The organism is Synechococcus sp. MIT S9220, from assembly GCF_014304815.1.
Taxonomy (GTDB): domain Bacteria; phylum Cyanobacteriota; class Cyanobacteriia; order PCC-6307; family Cyanobiaceae; genus Synechococcus_C.
Window position 1 is genome coordinate 70,430 of the sequence record NZ_CP047958.1, and the last position, 17,681, is coordinate 88,110.

Consider the following 17,681-nt stretch of genomic DNA (forward strand, 5'->3'; position numbering starts at 1 on the left):
AAGGTCGATTCGATCCTGCCTGTTCGTGCGGTGTGAGAATGCATTCATCTGATGTCAGCTTGATGTCCCGCCTTTCTCTGCTGCCTGCTGCCCTCCGCCGCAGCCTTGAACAGCGTTCCGCGCTGAAGGTGATCGCCGGTCTGATGAACTTCAATGCGGATTCGGTCGCTCGCGTGTCCCGCGCGGCTGGATTGGGTGGAGCGGATCTGATTGATGTGGCCTGTGATGCGCAATTGGTGAAGTTGGCGGTTGAGGCGTCCGGTGGCCTGCCGGTCTGCGTGTCGTCGGTCGATCCCGAGCAGTTTCCGGCTGCGGTGGCTGCAGGTGCGGCCATGGTGGAGATCGGTAATTTCGATGCCTTCTATCCCCAGGGGCGCATCTTCGGAGCTGAAGAGGTGCTGGAACTCACACGCCGTACCCGCGGTTTGCTGCCTGAGGTGGTGCTGAGCGTCACCGTTCCCCATGTGTTGCCGATGGATCAGCAGGAACAGCTGGCGGTGGATCTGGTGGCGGCCGGTGCCGATCTGATTCAGACCGAAGGTGGCACCAGTGCCAAACCCTTCAGTGCCGGCAGCCTTGGCCTGATTGAGAAGGCTGCTCCCACTCTGGCCGCGGCTCACAGCATCAGCGCTGCCCTGCAGCACGCCGGTGAGACGGCACCGGTGCTGTGTGCATCAGGTCTTTCGGCTGTCACCGTGCCGATGGCGATCGCAGCCGGCGCAGCCGGTGTGGGCGTTGGTTCTGCGGTGAATCGCCTCGATGATGAGTTGGCCATGGTGGCTGTAGTGCGCGGTCTGCGTGAAGCCATCGGCAGTGAGGTCACCAGCCGGGTCTGATTGCTGCGGACACGCGCGCCCCAATGGGCCCCGTAACGTGGGTGCCCCATTCAGGGTTTACAGCGCGAGGACCATGCCTGCCTACGACCTGACTGCGCCCTACACCCCCAAAGGTGATCAGCCGACGGCGATCACTCAACTGGTGAAGGGTGTGAATGGTGGTCGTCGTTATCAGACCCTTCTGGGTGCGACCGGCACAGGCAAGACGTTCACGATGGCCAATGTCATCGCTCAGACCGGTCGTCCCGCCCTGGTGTTGGCTCATAACAAGACTCTGGCGGCACAGCTTTGCAATGAGCTGAGGGAATTCTTTCCCAACAATGCTGTCGAATATTTCATCTCCTATTACGACTATTACCAGCCGGAAGCATATGTGCCGGTGAGTGATACCTATATCGCCAAAACAGCATCGATCAATGAAGAGATCGACATGTTGCGCCACTCAGCGACGCGATCGTTGTTTGAACGCCGCGATGTGATTGTTGTGGCTTCCATCAGTTGCATCTATGGCCTGGGAATACCCAGTGAATACTTGAAGGCATCGGTGCAGTTTCGGGTTGGTGAGTCTCTTGATCTTCGGGGTTCTTTGCGCGAACTGGTGAATAACCAGTACAGCCGCAATGACATGGACATCACCCGCGGACGCTTCCGCGTCAAGGGCGATGTGCTGGAAATCGGGCCTGCTTATGAAGACCGTCTCGTTCGGGTAGAGCTGTTCGGTGATGAGGTGGAGGCGATCCGCTACGTCGACCCCACCACCGGCGAAATCCTGCAGAGTCTTGAAACCATCAACATCTACCCGGCCAAGCACTTTGTAACGCCGAAGGATCGTCTGGATTCGGCGGTGAAGGATATCCGCCATGAGCTCAAAGACCGACTGGAGTTCCTGCAAACCGAAGGCAAGTTGCTGGAAGCTCAGCGACTGGAGCAGCGCACCACCTACGACCTGGAGATGCTGCAGCAGGTGGGCTATTGCAATGGCGTTGAGAACTATGCCCGTCATCTGGCCGGACGTGAACCGGGTTCCGCGCCGGAATGCCTGATTGATTATTTCCCCGACGACTGGCTGCTGATTGTTGATGAGAGCCATGTCACCTGTTCACAGCTTCAGGCCATGTACAACGGCGATCAGGCCCGCAAGAAGGTGTTGATCGACCACGGTTTTCGTCTGCCCAGTGCAGCCGACAATCGGCCGCTCAAGGGCGAAGAGTTCTGGACGAAGGCACGCCAGACCGTGTTTGTGAGTGCCACGCCCGGCGACTGGGAAGTGAAGGTGAGTGATGGCCAGGTGGCGGAGCAGGTCATTCGTCCCACTGGAGTGCTGGACCCTGTTGTGGAGGTGAGGCCGACAACAGGTCAGATCGACGACTTGCTGGGAGAGATCCGCACGCGGGCCGAGAAGCAGCAGCGCGTGCTGGTGACCACGCTCACCAAGCGCATGGCCGAAGACCTCACGGATTATCTGGCCGAGAACAAGGTGCGGGTGCGCTACCTGCATTCGGAGATCCATTCGATTGAGCGCATCGAGATCATTCAGGACCTGCGCCTAGGTGAGTACGACGTGCTCGTGGGTGTGAACCTGTTGCGGGAAGGCCTGGATCTGCCGGAGGTGAGCCTGGTGGCAATCCTGGACGCCGATAAGGAAGGATTCCTGCGAGCGCAGCGATCACTGATTCAGACGATTGGCCGAGCTGCGCGGCATGTGGAGGGGGTTGCGCTGCTCTATGCCGACAACATGACCGATTCGATGGCGAAGGCGATCGAGGAAACCGAACGCCGGCGCAAGATCCAACAGGTCCACAACGAAAAACATGGAATTGTGCCGACGGCGGCCGGTAAAAAAGCCAGCAATTCGATTCTTTCGTTTCTCGAGCTCTCACGGAAACTCAAGACTGATGGCCCTGATGCCGACCTGGTGCAGGTCGCCAGCAAGGCGGTTAAAGCCTTGGAGGACGACACTGATGGCATGGCTCTCGATGCCTTGCCCGAACTGATCGATCAGCTTGAAGTCAAGATGAAAGACGCGGCCAAGAAGCTCGATTTTGAGGAGGCTGCCAATCTTCGCGACAGGATCAAGAAGCTGCGCCAGAAGCTGGTGGGTCAGAGCTGAGTTGCTGAGGCTCCTCCGCTAGGCCACTAGAGGTGATTCGCTCCCTTTGGCGGCATGGCGGGTGCTGCCGCCCAGCTTGAAACCGGCATGCACGGCCTGAAGTGCTGCCACACCATCGGCCTCAGCTACCACGCAGCTGGTGCGGATCTCGCTGGTGGCGATCATTTCGATGTTCACGCCTGCTTCTGCCAGAAAACGGAACATGCGTCCTGCAGTACCCGCCGTGGCAGGCATGCCCGCGCCCACGGCACTGACCCTGGCAATGGCTGGACCGTCTTCGAGCTGGGCTCCAGGCCACTGAGCCAGCAGAGCACTCAGGGCGCGATCGGCCGCAGTGCGGTCGTCACGTTTCAGGGTGAAACTGATATCTCGGCTGCCATCGGCGTGCTGGCGTTCCGACTGGACGATGGCATCGAGGCTGATGCCTGCGTCGGCCAGCGCATTGCAGAGGGCTCCGGCGGTTCCGGGTTTGTCGGGCACGTGGCGCACGCTCACCTGGGCCTGGTCACGGTCGAGGGCTACGCCACGCACTTCCGGCTCACCTTCTCCGCTCGCACTGGGATTAAGGCTGATCTGACCGGCCTCCAGTTCGAAGGCCTCCTGGGTGGCCTGCAGAGCTTTGCTGCCAACGTCGGCATTGATCACACAGCTGACCTTCACTTCACTGGTTGCGATCACACGCAGATTGATGCCCACCCGGGAAAGGGTCTGGAACAAGCCCGCGGCAATACCAGGGCGGCCCATGATTCCGGCGCCGCTGATGCTCAGCTTGCTCATCCCTGACTGGGCGACCAACTCACCGCCCAGCTTCTGGATCAGGGATTCACAAATGCTGCGAGCCCTCTCCAGATCAGTTTCAGCCACGGTAAAGGTGATGTCGTTGCTGTTGCCGTCGTGGGTGGCCTGGATGATCAGGTCCACATTCACGCCGCCCTCAGACAGGCTTTCGAACAGCTGGGCAGCAACGCCGGGCTGATCGGACACATGCGAGAGAGCCAGCACGGCTTGGTGTTCCACCAGCTCGGCGCCGTCCACCGGTCTGCCTAGTTCAAGACCTTCGCGGCCAATGGGCCGCGAGTTGCGGCTGGTGAGTGTGGTGCCGGGTTCATCACTCCAGCTGGAGCGCACCACCATCGTGACGCCGTAGTTGCGCGCGATCTCCACGGCGCGCGGGTGCAGTACCGCAGCGCCGAGGCTTGCCAGTTCGAGCATTTCGTCGCAGCTCACCTGAGGCATCAACTGGGCGTCTTCCACCTTGCGGGGATCGGTGGTGAGCACGCCTGGCACATCGGTGTAGATCTCACAGGCCGAGGCACCGAGGGCTGCGGCTAGGGCGACTGCTGAGGTGTCGGAGCCTCCACGCCCCAGTGTTGTGATTTCGGCGGTGCCGCCGCTGCTCTGGCTCGTGCCCTGAAATCCTGCCACCACAACCACGCGGCCTTCGGCCAGTCGGCTGCGCAGACGATCGGTGCGCACGTCGAGGATGCGTGCCTTGCCATGGGCGGATTCGGTCACGATTCCTACCTGGGGGCCGGTCATGGAGATGGCTGGGACGCCCAGCTCATGCAACGCCATGGAGAGCAGCGCAATCGACACCTGTTCACCGGTGGCCAGCAGCATGTCCATCTCTCGCTGGGGTGGATTGCTGCTGATGGCGTTGGCCTTGGCGGTGAGTTCATCGGTGGTGTGACCCATGGCCGAGACCACGATCACCAGATCGTGCCCCTCTTCCTTGCAGTTGGCGATACGCCTGGCTACGGCCTGGATGCGCTCCACGCTGCCGACGGAGGTTCCGCCGAACTTCTGCACCAGAAGGGCCATCCATGCCGCCTCATGTCGCAGGCGATTGTCTCACTGTGTTGCGCCCAGCAGCCCATCGCGGAACGCATCTCCGGGCTGGGTGCCGCGTTTGAGGGCTGCTTCCACATCCAGCAGGCGGCCCAGCAGGTTGAGGCAGCGCTGGGGTGAACGCCCTTGCAACTGTTTGCGCATCACATAGATGCGCTTGGGGTTGCCGATTCCCGCCGCTTTGGCGATCACCCCAACGTCCCGCTCCCCCTGTTGTTCCAGCAGCATCACCCAAAGCCATCCCCTGATCTGACCGGTGAGCGTGGCAACAATCCGCAGGGCCGGTTCGCCGGCATCATTGAGGGCATCCAGCAAGGCAATCGCCTGGCCTGGATCGCCTGCTAGTAGCGCGTCCCCCACCTGCAGAGCGTTGGTGCTGAGCCCCTCGATCAGGCTGTCAACGGAGCTGGCACTGATGCGTGCCTCTCCGCTGCTTTCAGCATGCAGAGCCAGCTTTTGCAGTTCCATGGTCAGCCTGGCGCTGTCATTGCCGATGGCATCGATCAGGGCATCCACCGCACCAGGCTCCAGCCTCAGGTTCAGTTCCTCAGCGGTTCGCTCCACCAGCTGGCGCTGCCCAGCCCCATCCCAGACCGCCGGCAACTTGAAACTGCGCTCGCAGGCCTCTCCCGCCTTGATGCGTTTCATCAGCGCTTTGGTGGTGCGCAGACGACCGTCAGGTTTGGAGGGATGGCAGAGCAGCAGCTGAGTGCTTTCAGGGATGCCATCCAGAGAGGCTTCGAAGCGATCGGCCAGCTCGCTGGGACAGGCGTTGCAGAAGGGAGATCGCTGCAGCAGGACCACCCTCGAGCCAGCGCCGAAAGGCGGTGTGCGTGCCTCTTCCAGAGCCTGCCTGGCCTGGCCCGCCTCGCTGCCATCCAATCGACTCACATTGACGCTCGCCCAGCTCGGATCCACCGCCTTCTCGATCAAGGCCTGAACCGCCCGTTCCAGCGCGGCGGAATCATCGCCCCAGAACAACTGGATCGGCATTGAGGCGTGTCGTCGGACAATGTCGAAGTCTGCCCTGACTGGCAGTCCCCGTCAGAGGAATGTGGAGCAATGGCCGACCATCCGATCTTCACGGAAAGCATCCGTCGAATTCGGGCCTTGTTGGGGGAGACGGGACTTGATCCTCTGCAGCAGCAGGTGTTGGAACGTCTGGTGCACAGCAGCGGGGATCCAGGCCTGCAGCAGCTGTTGCGTTTCAGCGAGGGGGCCTGCGAGCAGGGACTTGCTGCGTTGCAGGCTGGAGCAGCGATCCTCACCGATACGGCGATGGCTGCGGCTGCCGTGACGCCGATGGCTGCGCGCACACTGGGCACGTCCGTGCGCTGCCTGCTTGATTGGGCGCCTGAGGTTTCACCGCAAGACTCCACCCGTTCCGCCGTGGCGATGTTGAGAGCTTGGCCGGAGCTCACGCAGGTGGCCAGCGCGAAGGGCCAGCCCATGCCGGTGCTGCTGGTGGGCAGTGCGCCGACGGCGTTGGAGCAGTTGCTTGATCAGCTGGATGCTGGGGCCCCTGCCCCTTCGCTGGTGATCGGCATGCCGGTTGGCTTCGTGGGCGTCCCTGAAAGCAAGCGCCATCTGGCTGCGACGGCTCTGGCTCAGATCCGCCTGGAGGGAACGCGCGGTGGTGCCGGTTTGGTGGCTGCAGCAGCCAATGCCCTGCTGCGAGCCGCTCAGGCCGCCAGCTGATCGAGCACCTGTCTGGCCCGTTGCACAACGCGGGAGGGCACCCCTGCCAGGCGAGCGGCTTCGATGCCATAGCTGCGGCTGGCACCGCCGATCTGCACCTGATGCAGGAACACAAGATCCTCGCCGGTTTCCTCCACCATCACCTGGAAGTTGGCCACGTTGGGCCGCTGTTCCGCCAGATTGTTGAGCTCGTGATAGTGGGTGGCGAACACCGTGCGTGCCTTGAGATCGCCGGCCAGATGTTCGCTCACGGCCCAGGCGATCGAGAGGCCATCGAAGGTGGCTGTCCCCCTGCCGATTTCATCAAGGAGCACCAGGGAGCGGTCGCTGGCGTGGTGAAGGATGTTGGCGGTTTCGGCCATTTCCACCATGAAGGTGGACTGCCCTGCGGCCAGATCATCCACGGCGCCCACCCGCGTGAAGATGCGATCGGCAAGGCCGACCTGAGCGGATGACGCAGGCACCCAGCTGCCGATCTGGGCCAACAGTTGGATCAGGCCAATCTGGCGCAAATAACAGCTTTTGCCGCTGGCATTGGGTCCTGTCAGCACGATCAGGTCGGTGTCAGCTCCCAAACCAAGATCGTTCGGGGTGAAGGAAGTTTCCACCAGCAACTGTTCCACCACGGGGTGGCGGCCAGCGGTGATTTTGAGGGCGCGATCGTCGCTCAGCTGTGGAGCACACCAGCCTGCTGTGGCAGCCGTGTCTGCCAGGGCGGTGAGTGCGTCTAAACCCGCTACGGCACGGGCGGCCTCGCGGATTGGTGTTGCCATGCAGCCCACTTGGTCGCGCAGCTTGCAGAACAGCTCATATTCGCGCTGAAAGGCCCGTGCTCGCAGCTGGAAGATGCGGCCTTCGCGCTCCTTCAGCTCGGGCGTGATGAAGCGTTCTTCATTGGCCAGTGTCTGGCGGCGGATCCAGTGGTCGGGCACGGAGGATGCCTTCGCTTTGCTCACCGCCAGGAAATACCCAAAGGTGCGGTGGTATTGCAGACGCAGAGTGCTGATGCCACTGAGCTCTTTCTCCAAGCGCTCCTGCTCGGCCAGCCAGGCGTCCTGGTCATCGAGTTGATTGCGCAGGCCATCCAGCAGCAGATCCACCCCGTCGTGGATGAGCCCGCCTTCGCTGAGAGAAAGAGGCGGGGCGTCCACCAAGGCATGGCGAACGGCGGCGGCCAGCTCAGCGAGCGCTGGATTGGGTGGCAGCAGCGCCTCCAGCACCTGTGGCCATGTCTCCAGCGTTCCCTCCAGGCGACTGGCCAGTCGTGGCAGGCGTTCCAGTCCATCGGCGATGGCCACCAGGTCGCGGGCACTGGCATGACCGGCGCCGGCCCGACCCGCCAGCCGTTCCAGATCACCCATCGGCCGCAACAGTCGACGCAAGCTCTGGCGCAGGGGCCTTTGGTTCACCAGCAAGCTCACCACGTTTTGCCGTTCGCGGATGGCGTTGAGGTCCATCAGCGGCGCTTCGAGCCAGCGGCGCAGGCATCGTCCCCCCATGGCGGTGAGGGTCTGGTCGATGGCCCAGAGCAGTGACCCCTGGAGTTGTCCATCGCGTTGGGTGGCCGTCAGTTCCAGATTGCGGCGGGTCTGGGCATCGAGCACCAGGGCATCACCGGCCTGCACGATCTTCGGCACATCAAGGGGCACCAGGGTTGCTTCTTCGAGCGGCTGGGTGTCATTGACGTACTGCAGCAGCCCACCAAAAGCTCTCAGGGCCAGAGGCAGTTCCTGCAGGCCAAGGCCATCCAGCCCAGCCAGCCGGTAGTGCTTGATCAGGGCTTGTTCGGCCTGGGGGCGGCTGAAGGGTGTGAGCGCCATCGGGCTGAGCCTCAGCCGTTCAGGACACCAGGCAGGTCGTTGCGTGTTGGCGTCATCGCTGGCTGCCCAGAGCAGTTCCGAGGCCTCAAGTTGGGCCAGGTGCTGGTGCAGGGCATCGCTGCCACTGCGTTCCATCACCTGAACGTCGCCCGTACTCACATCGGCGCTGGCCAGGCCCCAGCGCAAGGGTTGCTTGCTGCTGGCAGGTTCCACCACCACCGCTGCCAGCCAGTTGTTGCGGCGGGCAGCGAGCATGCCTTCTTCCAGCACCGTGCCCGGGGTGAGCACCCGGGTGATTCCGCGCTTGAGCAGGGCCCCCTTGGCGGGGGTGGTCTCCAGCTGGTCACATAGTGCCACGGAGTAACCACGACGGATCAGTTCAGCGCAGTAGCGCTCGGCGGCGTGATGTGGAATTCCCGCCATCGGCACGCGTCCGATCGCCTTGCCACCTTCCTTGCCGGTGAGAGTGAGTTCCAGCACCCGTGAGAGCTCGACGGCGTCCTCGAAGAAGCACTCGAAGAAATCACCGAGTCGGTAGAGCAGCACGCGCTCAGGGTGCTCCGCCTTGAGCTCTACGTAATGGCGCAACATCGGCGTCAGCAGGGTCTGATCCACCTGGCTGTGGTGGGCCCAAGGCGGGGCATCGCTGTCGTCGCTGTCTGAGCCGGTCAGCTCTTCGGCCTGGTTGGAGGCCTTGTCGGGATCACTGTTGTTGCCCTGTCGCTGCCTGGGTCGGGCAGAGGCATCAGCGCTGAGGCTGGCGTCAGTGAGCTCAGCCAGTGCATCCGCGGCTAAGGCCTCAGAAGCCCTGGCAGAGCTGGTTGTGGGTCGATCAGTCGGTTCCGGAGCGCCGAACAGATTCCCCTGCAGCGACTGCTCCTCGGGCTGGGGGCAGGTGCGGGGCATGAGACATCCGGAAGTCGCTGGATCGTACCGATGGCGTTCACCACAAGCTGTGAAGCTTGATGCGTAGACGACGGAGACGACTCTCCCCCACATGTGAGAATCCCCGTGAACGACCTGGCGTCGACCGATTCACCATGCAGATCCTTAACACCCTCACCGTTCTGGCCTTGGTGGTGATGTCCTTTGCGTTGATCGTGGCTGTGCCTGTTCTTTACGCCTCGAATGAGGACAGCGGCCGCTCCAATCGCTTGATTCTGCTGGGTGGCATTGCCTGGGTGGCCTTGGTGCTGGTGAACTGGGGCATGAGCTTCTTCGTGGTCTGAGGCCAGGCCCAAGGGCATCTTTTTTATCCAGTTCACGCCGGCCGGGTGTGAACATGGAATGAACGGATCAAGGCGTCATGGCCACCTTTGAAGGACGGTTCACCGATGTGCAGGGCCTGCGCATCGCTGTTGTTGTTGCCCGATTCAACGATCTGGTCACGGCCAAGTTGTTGAGCGGCTGCCTTGACTGTCTTGGACGCCATGGGATTGACACCAGTGCAGACAGCAATCAGCTGGATACGGCCTGGGTGCCTGGTTCTTTTGAGTTACCTCTGGTGGCCCAGCAGCTGGCTCGCAGCGGTCGTTATCAAGTGGTGATCACGCTTGGGGCTGTGATTCGTGGTGACACGCCCCACTTCGATGTTGTGGTCGCCGAAGCCAGCAAGGGAATTGCCAGCGTGTCTCGTGACACCGGTGTGCCCGTGATCTTCGGGGTGCTCACAACCGACACGATGCAACAGGCGCTCGAGCGGGCAGGGATCAAGAGCAATCTGGGATGGAGTTATGCCCTGCAGGCTCTGGAAATGGGCTCTCTTGTGAAGGCATTGCCAGCGGCTTGAACGGTGGATTGACCAACGGCCCCTTGGTGGTGCATGCTTCTCGGGTCGTCAGGTGACATTCACCGGCTGGCCTGCGGATGTAGCTCAGTGGTAGAGCATCTCCTTGCCAAGGAGAGGGTCGAGAGTTCGAATCTCTTCATCCGCTTGTTGAATTATTGCTTTCGGATCAGCAAGTGCTGAGAGGAAACGCTGCTGAATCCCATTTGTTCATAAAAGCCATTGCTGTTGGTGGTCATCAGATACACCCGCTCCACTTCACGCAATTTGGGGGAAGCCAGCAACGCTTCAACGACCCGCCGCCCGAGCCCACGACCCTGAAGGTCGCCGGCCACCACCACATCCCAGAGCACGGCTCTGTAGATCCCATCGCTGCTGGCTCGCCCGAAACCCACCATGCGTTTGCCGCGCCAGAGGCTTACAACCACCTGGCTGCCTTTGAGCATTTCGCGCAGTTGTTGACGGCTGCGGCCCTGGGCCCAGAAGGCGTGTTTATTCAGCAAACGCCGAAGTTTGAGAAGACCGCGTGTCGGGCGTAGGTTTGGCCCAAGCCCCATCAGGCGCAGGCCTGGGGCTCCTGGTGCATGTTCAACCAGATGGATGCGGGCCATGGTCATTTGATGCAGGCCTCATCATCCGTCTCCCTGTGTCTTCACTTGTTGTGTGCAACAAAATTCACCTGTTTCAAGGCCTTGAAGCGCTGAGGTCATGACGTCAGTGCCTGGTGAACAGCGGTTTCTTGAACAGCGGGCCCAGCCCATCCAACAGTTGTTGCGCGAGTGGCCACCGGGGTATGGCGGGGTGGAACGGGTGGCTCATGAGTTGGCGATGGTCTGGGGAGGAACGGTCTGGAGCTTGGATGCGCAGGATCGCTGCCTGAGCGAAAAGGACGCCATCGCAGTCCACTACCCGCGCAGACGGCTTGCAAGGACTTTCCCCTTGGGTCGACTGGTTCTACCGCTGCCATCGGTTGGCTTGTGGTCGTTGTTGCGCTCGGAGGAGCCTCTGCATGGTCATCTGCCCTCCATCGGGGTGTTGTTGGTTTTGTTGTTCGCCCGCTTGGTTCGCCCTCGGCGACGTGTGACGGCCCACTGGCACTTCTTTTTCGAACCTGCTTCAGGATTCAAAGGACGCTTTTTCATCGCTTATCAGTGGCTGGCGCTCACCGTTGTGTCCTGGCTCTCCGGGGTGATCACGACCTCGCCTTTGCTCAAAGACGAATTGGTGCGTTGCGGTTGCCGCTCTGAACGAGTTGCAGTTTTGCCCTGCTGCCTCAGCCATGACCAGGAAGCTGCGGCCTTGGTGGCGCCGCGGTCATCGCTCCAGAAGCAAGCCACCCCGGTGATGCGGGTGCTGTTTATCGGTCGCCTTGGCAGCTACAAACGTCTGGATTGGCTGTTGAAAAGCCTGGCGAGTGTTGAGAGCTCCTGGTCGCTGGATGTTGTCGGTGATGGGCCGCGGCGGGCTGACTTTGAAGCACTCAGCGAGCAACTCATGGCATCTCGCCCTGATGGCGTGGTGCGATTTCATGGCCGCTTGCCTGAGGCCGACAAGTTGAGCCAGCTGCTGGCGGCAGATCTGCTCGTGTTGCCTTCAGAAAGTTCCAATGAGGCGTTTGGCATCGTTCAGCTCGAGGCGATGGCTGCTGGTCTGCCTGCTCTGGCTTTTCAGCGTTGGCGTTCTGGCATGGGTTGGGTCTGTCAGCTGGCCGATCTCGACTGGTCGCAGACTCCGGAGGATTTGCCTTTGGTGCTGCAGAAGCTTGCTGATGATCCGGTTTTGCTACGCCATCTCGGCCTACAGGCACGCCTGCGTTATCAGCAGCTTTTCTGCCGCAGGATCTGGCTGGATCAGCTCAAAGGCTGGAGCAACCCCGTGACTTGTTCCCAGACCCCGGTAGGCTTTCGGGCTCGAGGGTAGTTGTCAACACCATGCTCAAGCTCCTGCTGGGTGACCCCAATGCCCGCAAGCTGAAGCGGTATCAACCGATTGTTTCCGACATCAATCTGCTGGAGGAGGAGATTGCGCCGCTCAGTGATGACGAGCTACGCGCCAAGACGACTGCGTTTCAGGAACGTCTGGCTGAGGCTGGAAGCCTTCAGAACCAACGTCCAATTCTTGATGAGATTCTGCCCGAGGCCTTCGCCGTGGTGCGCGAAGCCGCTAAGCGGGTGCTGGGCATGCGCCATTTCGATGTGCAGTTGATCGGCGGAATGGTCCTGCACGAGGGCCAGATCGGTGAAATGAAAACCGGTGAAGGCAAAACCCTGGTGGCCACTTTGCCCAGCTATTTGAATGCCTTAACGGGTCGTGGCGTTCACGTGGTGACCGTGAACGATTATCTGGCCCGTCGCGATGCCGAATGGATGGGTCAGGTGCATCGTTTTCTAGGCCTTTCTGTGGGTTTAATTCAGCAGGATATGGCTCCTGCAGAGCGTCGCATCAATTACGGTTGTGATATCACTTATGCCACCAACTCTGAGCTTGGTTTTGATTATCTGCGCGATAATATGGCCGCCGATATTAGTGAAGTGGTTCAACGGGAGTTTCAGTATTGCGTGATCGACGAGGTCGACTCCATTCTGATTGATGAAGCCCGCACGCCTCTGATTATTTCCGGTCAGGTGGAACGTCCTCAGGAGAAATACCAGAAGGCTGCCGAGGTGGCGAACGCCTTGGTGCGTGCCGCTGAAATGGGCAAAGATGGCATTGATCCTGAAGGCGATTACGAGGTGGATGAGAAGCAGCGCAGCTGCACTCTCACCGATGAAGGCTTTGCCAAAGCCGAACAGTTGACGGGCGTGAATGATCTGTATGACCCTCAGGATCCTTGGGCTCACTACATCACCAATGCGCTTAAGGCCAAGGATCTGTTCACCCGTGATGTGAACTACATCGTTCGCGATGGTGAAGCGGTGATCGTCGATGAGTTCACCGGTCGGGTGATGCCTGGTCGCCGTTGGAGTGACGGTCAGCATCAGGCGATTGAAGCCAAGGAAGAACTGCAGATCCAGCCAGAAACCCAGACTCTGGCGTCGATTACCTATCAGAACTTCTTTCTGCTCTATCCGCGCCTGGCAGGCATGACCGGCACGGCCAAGACTGAGGAAACCGAGTTCGAGAAGACTTACAAGCTCGAAACCACGATCGTGCCCACTAACCGGGTGCGGGCACGTCAGGACTGGGTGGATCAGGTTTATAAAACAGAAGAAGCCAAGTGGCGTGCGGTGGCCCAAGAGACGGCTGAGGTGCACCAGCAGGGCCGGCCGGTGTTGGTGGGGACCACAAGCGTGGAAAAGAGCGAGTTGCTCAGCTCTCTGCTGGCTGAACAGAACATTCCCCACAACCTGCTCAACGCCAAGCCGGAAAACGTGGAGAGGGAAGCCGAGATTGTGGCTCAGGCTGGTCGCTCTGGTGCCGTCACCATCGCCACCAACATGGCCGGTCGCGGCACCGACATCATCCTTGGCGGCAACAGCGATTACATGGCTCGCCTCAAGTTGCGGGAAGTGTTGTTACCACGACTGGTGCGTCCTGAAGAGGGCCATCGTCCACCCGTGCCGCTGCAGCGCAGCACGGATGGTGGTGATGGCTTTGCAGCAAAAGCAGCGCCGGCTTCCGGGCCCCATGGCAGTGCTCCTAGTGAAGCCAAAGCCATTGGCAGCCTCTATCCCTGTCAGCTCACTGACGACACTGATCAGGCTCTTGCTGTGCTCGCCAGGGATCTGGTGAAGGCTTGGGGCGATCGTGCTCTCACGGTGATTGAACTAGAAGACCGCATTGCAACGGCGGCAGAGAAGGCGCCCACCGACGATGCCCAGATTGCGGCACTGCGTGCTGCCATCGCCATGGTCAAGGGCGAATACGACGAGGTGGTGAAGCAGGAAGAGGGCCGAGTCAGAGAGACGGGAGGTCTGCACGTGATCGGCACCGAGCGGCACGAATCTCGTCGAGTGGATAACCAGCTACGCGGCCGCGCTGGTCGTCAGGGTGATCCCGGTTCCACTCGCTTTTTTCTGTCGCTGGGCGACAACCTGTTGCGCATCTTCGGCGGTGAACGTGTTGCTGGTCTGATGAATGCCTTCCGCGTTGAGGAAGACATGCCGATTGAATCCGGCATGCTGACCCGCTCTTTGGAGGGGGCCCAGAAAAAAGTTGAGACCTACTACTACGACATCCGTAAGCAGGTGTTTGAGTACGACGAGGTGATGAACAACCAGCGCAAAGCGGTCTATTCAGAACGGCGCCGTGTGCTCGATGGCCGCGAGCTCAAGAAGCAGGTTGTGGGCTATGGCGAGCGCACCATGAACGAGATCGTGGAGGCCTACGTGAATCCGGATCTTCCTCCTGAGGAATGGGATGTGGCTCAGCTGGTCAGCAAGGTTCAGGAGTTTGTGTATTTGCTGGAAGATCTCAAGGCCGACCAGCTGCAGGGACTCTCGATGGAGGAGCTCAAGGCCTTCCTGCAAGAACAGCTGCGCAATGCTTACGACCTCAAGGAAGGTCAGATCGAACAGCAACGGCCTGGTCTGATGCGCGAAGCCGAGCGCTTCTTCATCCTTCAGCAGATTGATACGCTCTGGCGTGAACACTTGCAGGCCATGGATGGCCTGCGCGAGTCGGTTGGCCTGCGCGGCTATGGGCAAAAGGATCCCTTGATCGAATACAAGAACGAGGGCTACGACATGTTCTTGGACATGATGACCAACATGCGCCGCAACGTGATCTACTCAATGTTCATGTTCCAGCCGGCACCGCCTTCCGGACAATCTGCAGGGTCAACAACAACAGCCTGATCTAGCTCCTGCCGGGAGGTCTATCCCCCAGGAATTCAAGGATCTCGCGGTCTTTGAGGTTTTGAGCATCTCCGCTACGCATCTCGTGTAGTGGACGACCAGTGGCCGCAGCCATGGTTTTGAGGTTCTCATTGAGACTGCGTACTTGTCCTTCCAGTTGATCAATGCGCTCCATCAGATTGCGGATGACGCTCGCTTCAGCATCTGGCAGCGCTGAATGAGCCAGTGGATTAATGCGGACACCGCTTTGGTGGATGACGCGCCCAGGTATCCCCACAACGGTGCAATCTGCTTCCACATTGCGTACGACAACTGATCCTGCGCCTACGCGTGTGTTGGCTCCCACTTCGATGGCTCCCAACACTTTGGCGCCTGCTCCAATCACAACATTGGTACCCAGCGTGGGGTGACGTTTGCCATGGTTTTTGCCCGTGCCTCCCAGGGTGACGCCCTGATACAGCAGACAGCGATCTCCTATCTCAGTGGTTTCACCAATCACCACACCCATGCCGTGGTCAATGAAGACGCCTTGGCCGATGGTTGCACCAGGGTGAATCTCAACACCAGTGAGGCTTCGCCCAAGCTGGCTCAGTAATCTTGCAGGCAATTTGAGGGGTAGACGCGAACGCCAGAGGCGATGACTGAGCCGATGTAGGGCTAGCGCCTGGAAACCTGGGTAGCAGAGCAGGATTTCAAGTGCTCCGCGTGCTGCAGGGTCACGCTCACGAATGATCGCCAAATCGGCGCTGATGTGATGGAACATGCCTTGGCGCCGCGCCCTTAGCGCTTGAGGTAGCCATTTTGGCAGCTGATAGGTATCAGCTGCTTTGAAGGCCAATCTCCTTACGCAGCAGTTCGATGGTGTCTCCGCTCAGATAACTCTCGGCGCAGTGAACTTGGGGCATGCGCATGAGCTGAGACCGGTTTTGTCTCAGGCTCTGCTCGACCAGAGGAAGACTCGGTCGATCGCAAAGCACATGGCTTGATGCTCTCAGCAGTGCCAGCAGTCTGCTGCCGATATCTGGAGTCGCAGTCATCAGCAGCAGCTCGTTTCCGCGCATGCTGTGAAGGATCACTTCCGCCGCGCGCAAGATACCTGGGCTAATACTGACCAGACCAACACAGCTGCCTTGACGCAGTTCTTTGAGCATGGCCAGCTCTTCACGGAAATCGTTGAGGTCGACTGCCACCGCACGCACCCCATGTTGCTTTGCGAGCTTTTCCATGGGTTGCAGGAAGTAGCGGCTGGTCACCACGGTGCCATTACTGCCGCTTTCAAGAACACTTTCCAGCTCCTCCATCGGCACCACCTCCACTGGTACATCAAGACTTGGTTCGAGTTCCTCTGCGATCAACATCGAGGCCCCGATGTCTTCCCGAGGCGTACTGACTAAAACTCTGGCGCCGCATCGGAGGCGCCAATCAATTTCTCGAGTGAGCAGATCCCGTGTCTGTTGCAGTGTGCAGCCTGCATTCAAGAGACCATCCACACATTTGCGTACTTCGCGGTCGAGGTCTGTGACCCCGCGATTGCGCATGTGCGTTGGTGTGCGGACTTCTCGTGGCTTCTGCTGATCGCGCACATAAATCCCTGATCCAGCCATGGCTTCCACAACCCCGTCGGTCTCCAGCTGGCGGTAGACCTTGCTAATCGTGTTGCGGTGAAGGCCTGTTTGCATGGCCAGCTGACGCGTGCTTGGCAGGCGATGGCCAGGTGGGTAATGCCGAGCAGCTATCGCGAAGCAGATTTGGTTGTAGAGCTGGGTCGACGCCGGGATATCGCTTTCCTGTTGAATGTGGAATCGCACGCCGTTGGGCCAGATCAAGATGCGGCCACCTTAAGGACTTAACGGGTCGGTGACAATCGCATTGGTGGTCAGTGTCCCTGTGCCGATTGCTGAGAGTGCTCCGGTTTCAGTTGTTTGGAGCTTCTCGATGAGTTTTGTGCGCCTCTGGGTTGCTCAGCTCACTGTGATGCCATCGAAGCAGCGGTTGTGTTGACAATTTTTGTTGAAGCAACGCCATCACAGAACCGCCAGTTCAGTTGTGACGAGCTGCAAATGCTTTATTGACCTAATTGTTGATTGGCTTGGTTTAGACGTTCCCAGCAGGTTTGCTGATTTGCCTGGCTGCGGCCGCGCGCGGAGGTGCTGTGATCGTGCGTACCGCTTTGTTGGCAGCTTCTTCCTTTTCGTCTTGCTTTGCCAGCGGCGTTTTGCGCGGTGTGAGGAACATGATCATGTTGCGGCCTTCGCGTTTGGGAGGCTGCTGGATCTCGGCTGGTTCCTCAAGATCCTTGGCCATGCGCCTGAGCAAAACCTCAGCAAGCGCGGTGTGTTGAATCTCGCGGCCGCGGAAAATCACGGTGCATTTCACTTTGTCGCCAGCCTTGAGGAAACGCTGGGCTTGGCCGATTCGTACGTCGTAATCGTGCTGATCAATTTTGTATCGCATCTTGACCTCTTTAACTTCGGTCTGGTGCGATTTTTTCTTGGCTTCCTTGGCCTTTTTCTCTTGTTCGAATTTGTATTTGCCGTAATCCATGATCCGGCAAACCGGTGGATCAGCTTTTTCGCTCACCAGAACAAGATCCAGTTCCCTTTCTTTGGCCACTGATAACGCTTCTTCCCGATCAATCACTCCAAGTTGAGTGCCGTCTGCATCCACCACACGAAGCTGTGGGTAGTTGATGCGATCGTTGATGTTGGGGAGCTCCCTGACAGGAGCACGGCGGTCAAAACGGGGACGTGGTGGCATTCAGTGATGAAGAGGCTGCCGGAGAACAAT

Annotated in this window: 14 protein-coding genes and 1 tRNA gene; 8 read left to right on the forward strand and 7 right to left on the reverse strand. The window is 59.8% G+C overall.

The window, feature by feature from the left end; translation table 11 throughout:
- Positions 1–62: 62 nt before the first annotated feature.
- Both SynMITS9220_RS00350 and uvrB read left to right on the forward strand, forming a co-directional pair.
- Positions 63–836 carry a DUF561 domain-containing protein gene (locus SynMITS9220_RS00350; protein WP_186989931.1) on the forward strand — a complete coding sequence of 258 codons (774 nt, stop codon included), beginning with the start codon at positions 63–65 and terminating at the stop codon, positions 834–836.
- A 73-nt stretch (positions 837–909) separates the two neighbouring features.
- Positions 910–2,946, forward strand: coding sequence for an excinuclease ABC subunit UvrB (gene uvrB / locus SynMITS9220_RS00355; protein ID WP_186989933.1), 2,037 nt, complete (start codon positions 910–912; stop codon positions 2,944–2,946).
- A gap of 18 nt (positions 2,947–2,964) precedes the next feature.
- Here the strand turns inward: uvrB and SynMITS9220_RS00360 are convergent, their stop codons facing one another.
- Together SynMITS9220_RS00360 and holA are read right to left on the reverse strand one after the other, a co-directional pair.
- Positions 2,965–4,767, reverse strand: a complete 1,803-nt coding sequence (locus SynMITS9220_RS00360; protein WP_186989935.1) for an aspartate kinase — start codon at positions 4,765–4,767, stop codon at positions 2,965–2,967.
- A 30-nt stretch (positions 4,768–4,797) separates the two neighbouring features.
- The gene (gene holA / locus SynMITS9220_RS00365; protein ID WP_186989937.1) at positions 4,798–5,787 is read right to left on the reverse strand and encodes a DNA polymerase III subunit delta; all 990 of its coding nucleotides are present in this window, start codon (positions 5,785–5,787) and stop codon (positions 4,798–4,800) included.
- A gap of 69 nt (positions 5,788–5,856) precedes the next feature.
- Here holA and SynMITS9220_RS00370 point away from each other — a divergent pair, with 69 nt between their 5' ends.
- Complete coding sequence (locus SynMITS9220_RS00370; RefSeq protein ID WP_186991671.1) at positions 5,857–6,492, forward strand: precorrin-8X methylmutase; 636 nt, start codon at positions 5,857–5,859, stop codon at positions 6,490–6,492.
- On the opposite strand, the gene mutS is transcribed toward SynMITS9220_RS00370, so the two are convergent.
- Positions 6,477–9,218 carry a DNA mismatch repair protein MutS gene (gene mutS, locus SynMITS9220_RS00375; protein ID WP_186989939.1) on the reverse strand — a complete coding sequence of 914 codons (2,742 nt, stop codon included), beginning with the start codon at positions 9,216–9,218 and terminating at the stop codon, positions 6,477–6,479. The two genes, SynMITS9220_RS00370 and mutS, sit on opposite strands and share 16 nt — an antisense overlap.
- A gap of 134 nt (positions 9,219–9,352) precedes the next feature.
- On the opposite strand from mutS, the gene psbZ reads away from it, so the two are divergent.
- From psbZ to SynMITS9220_RS00390, 3 genes are all read left to right on the forward strand, one after another.
- Positions 9,353–9,541, forward strand: coding sequence for a photosystem II reaction center protein PsbZ (gene psbZ, locus SynMITS9220_RS00380; protein WP_011932021.1), 189 nt, complete (start codon positions 9,353–9,355; stop codon positions 9,539–9,541).
- A 77-nt stretch (positions 9,542–9,618) separates the two neighbouring features.
- Positions 9,619–10,101, forward strand: coding sequence for a 6,7-dimethyl-8-ribityllumazine synthase (gene ribH / locus SynMITS9220_RS00385; RefSeq protein ID WP_115125933.1), 483 nt, complete (start codon positions 9,619–9,621; stop codon positions 10,099–10,101).
- Between the two features lie 73 nt (positions 10,102–10,174).
- Positions 10,175–10,246 (forward strand) — tRNA-Gly (locus SynMITS9220_RS00390).
- Between the two features lie 7 nt (positions 10,247–10,253).
- Here SynMITS9220_RS00390 and SynMITS9220_RS00395 read toward each other — a convergent pair.
- Positions 10,254–10,709 carry a GNAT family N-acetyltransferase gene (locus SynMITS9220_RS00395; RefSeq protein ID WP_186989941.1) on the reverse strand — a complete coding sequence of 152 codons (456 nt, stop codon included), beginning with the start codon at positions 10,707–10,709 and terminating at the stop codon, positions 10,254–10,256.
- Between the two features lie 97 nt (positions 10,710–10,806).
- Here SynMITS9220_RS00395 and SynMITS9220_RS00400 point away from each other — a divergent pair, with 97 nt between their 5' ends.
- On the forward strand, positions 10,807–12,018 hold the full coding sequence (locus SynMITS9220_RS00400; RefSeq protein ID WP_186989943.1) for a glycosyltransferase family 4 protein: 1,212 nt from the start codon (positions 10,807–10,809) through the stop codon (positions 12,016–12,018).
- A gap of 11 nt (positions 12,019–12,029) precedes the next feature.
- Positions 12,030–14,894 (forward strand): preprotein translocase subunit SecA, encoded by a 2,865-nt coding sequence (gene secA, locus SynMITS9220_RS00405; protein ID WP_186989945.1) that lies wholly within the window; start codon positions 12,030–12,032, stop codon positions 14,892–14,894.
- A 1-nt stretch (position 14,895) separates the two neighbouring features.
- Here secA and cysE read toward each other — a convergent pair whose 3' ends face one another.
- The 3 genes from cysE to infC all read right to left on the reverse strand — a co-directional run bounded on the left by cysE (position 14,896) and on the right by infC (position 17,651).
- A complete protein-coding gene (cysE, locus tag SynMITS9220_RS00410; RefSeq protein WP_255483301.1) occupies positions 14,896–15,702 on the reverse strand; it encodes a serine O-acetyltransferase in 807 nt (268 codons plus the stop codon).
- Between the two features lie 10 nt (positions 15,703–15,712).
- A complete protein-coding gene (locus SynMITS9220_RS00415) occupies positions 15,713–16,702 on the reverse strand; it encodes a GntR family transcriptional regulator (protein WP_186989949.1) in 990 nt (329 codons plus the stop codon).
- Between the two features lie 286 nt (positions 16,703–16,988).
- The gene (gene infC, locus SynMITS9220_RS00420; protein WP_186989951.1) at positions 16,989–17,651 is read right to left on the reverse strand and encodes a translation initiation factor IF-3; all 663 of its coding nucleotides are present in this window, start codon (positions 17,649–17,651) and stop codon (positions 16,989–16,991) included.
- Positions 17,652–17,681: the final 30 nt, after the last annotated feature.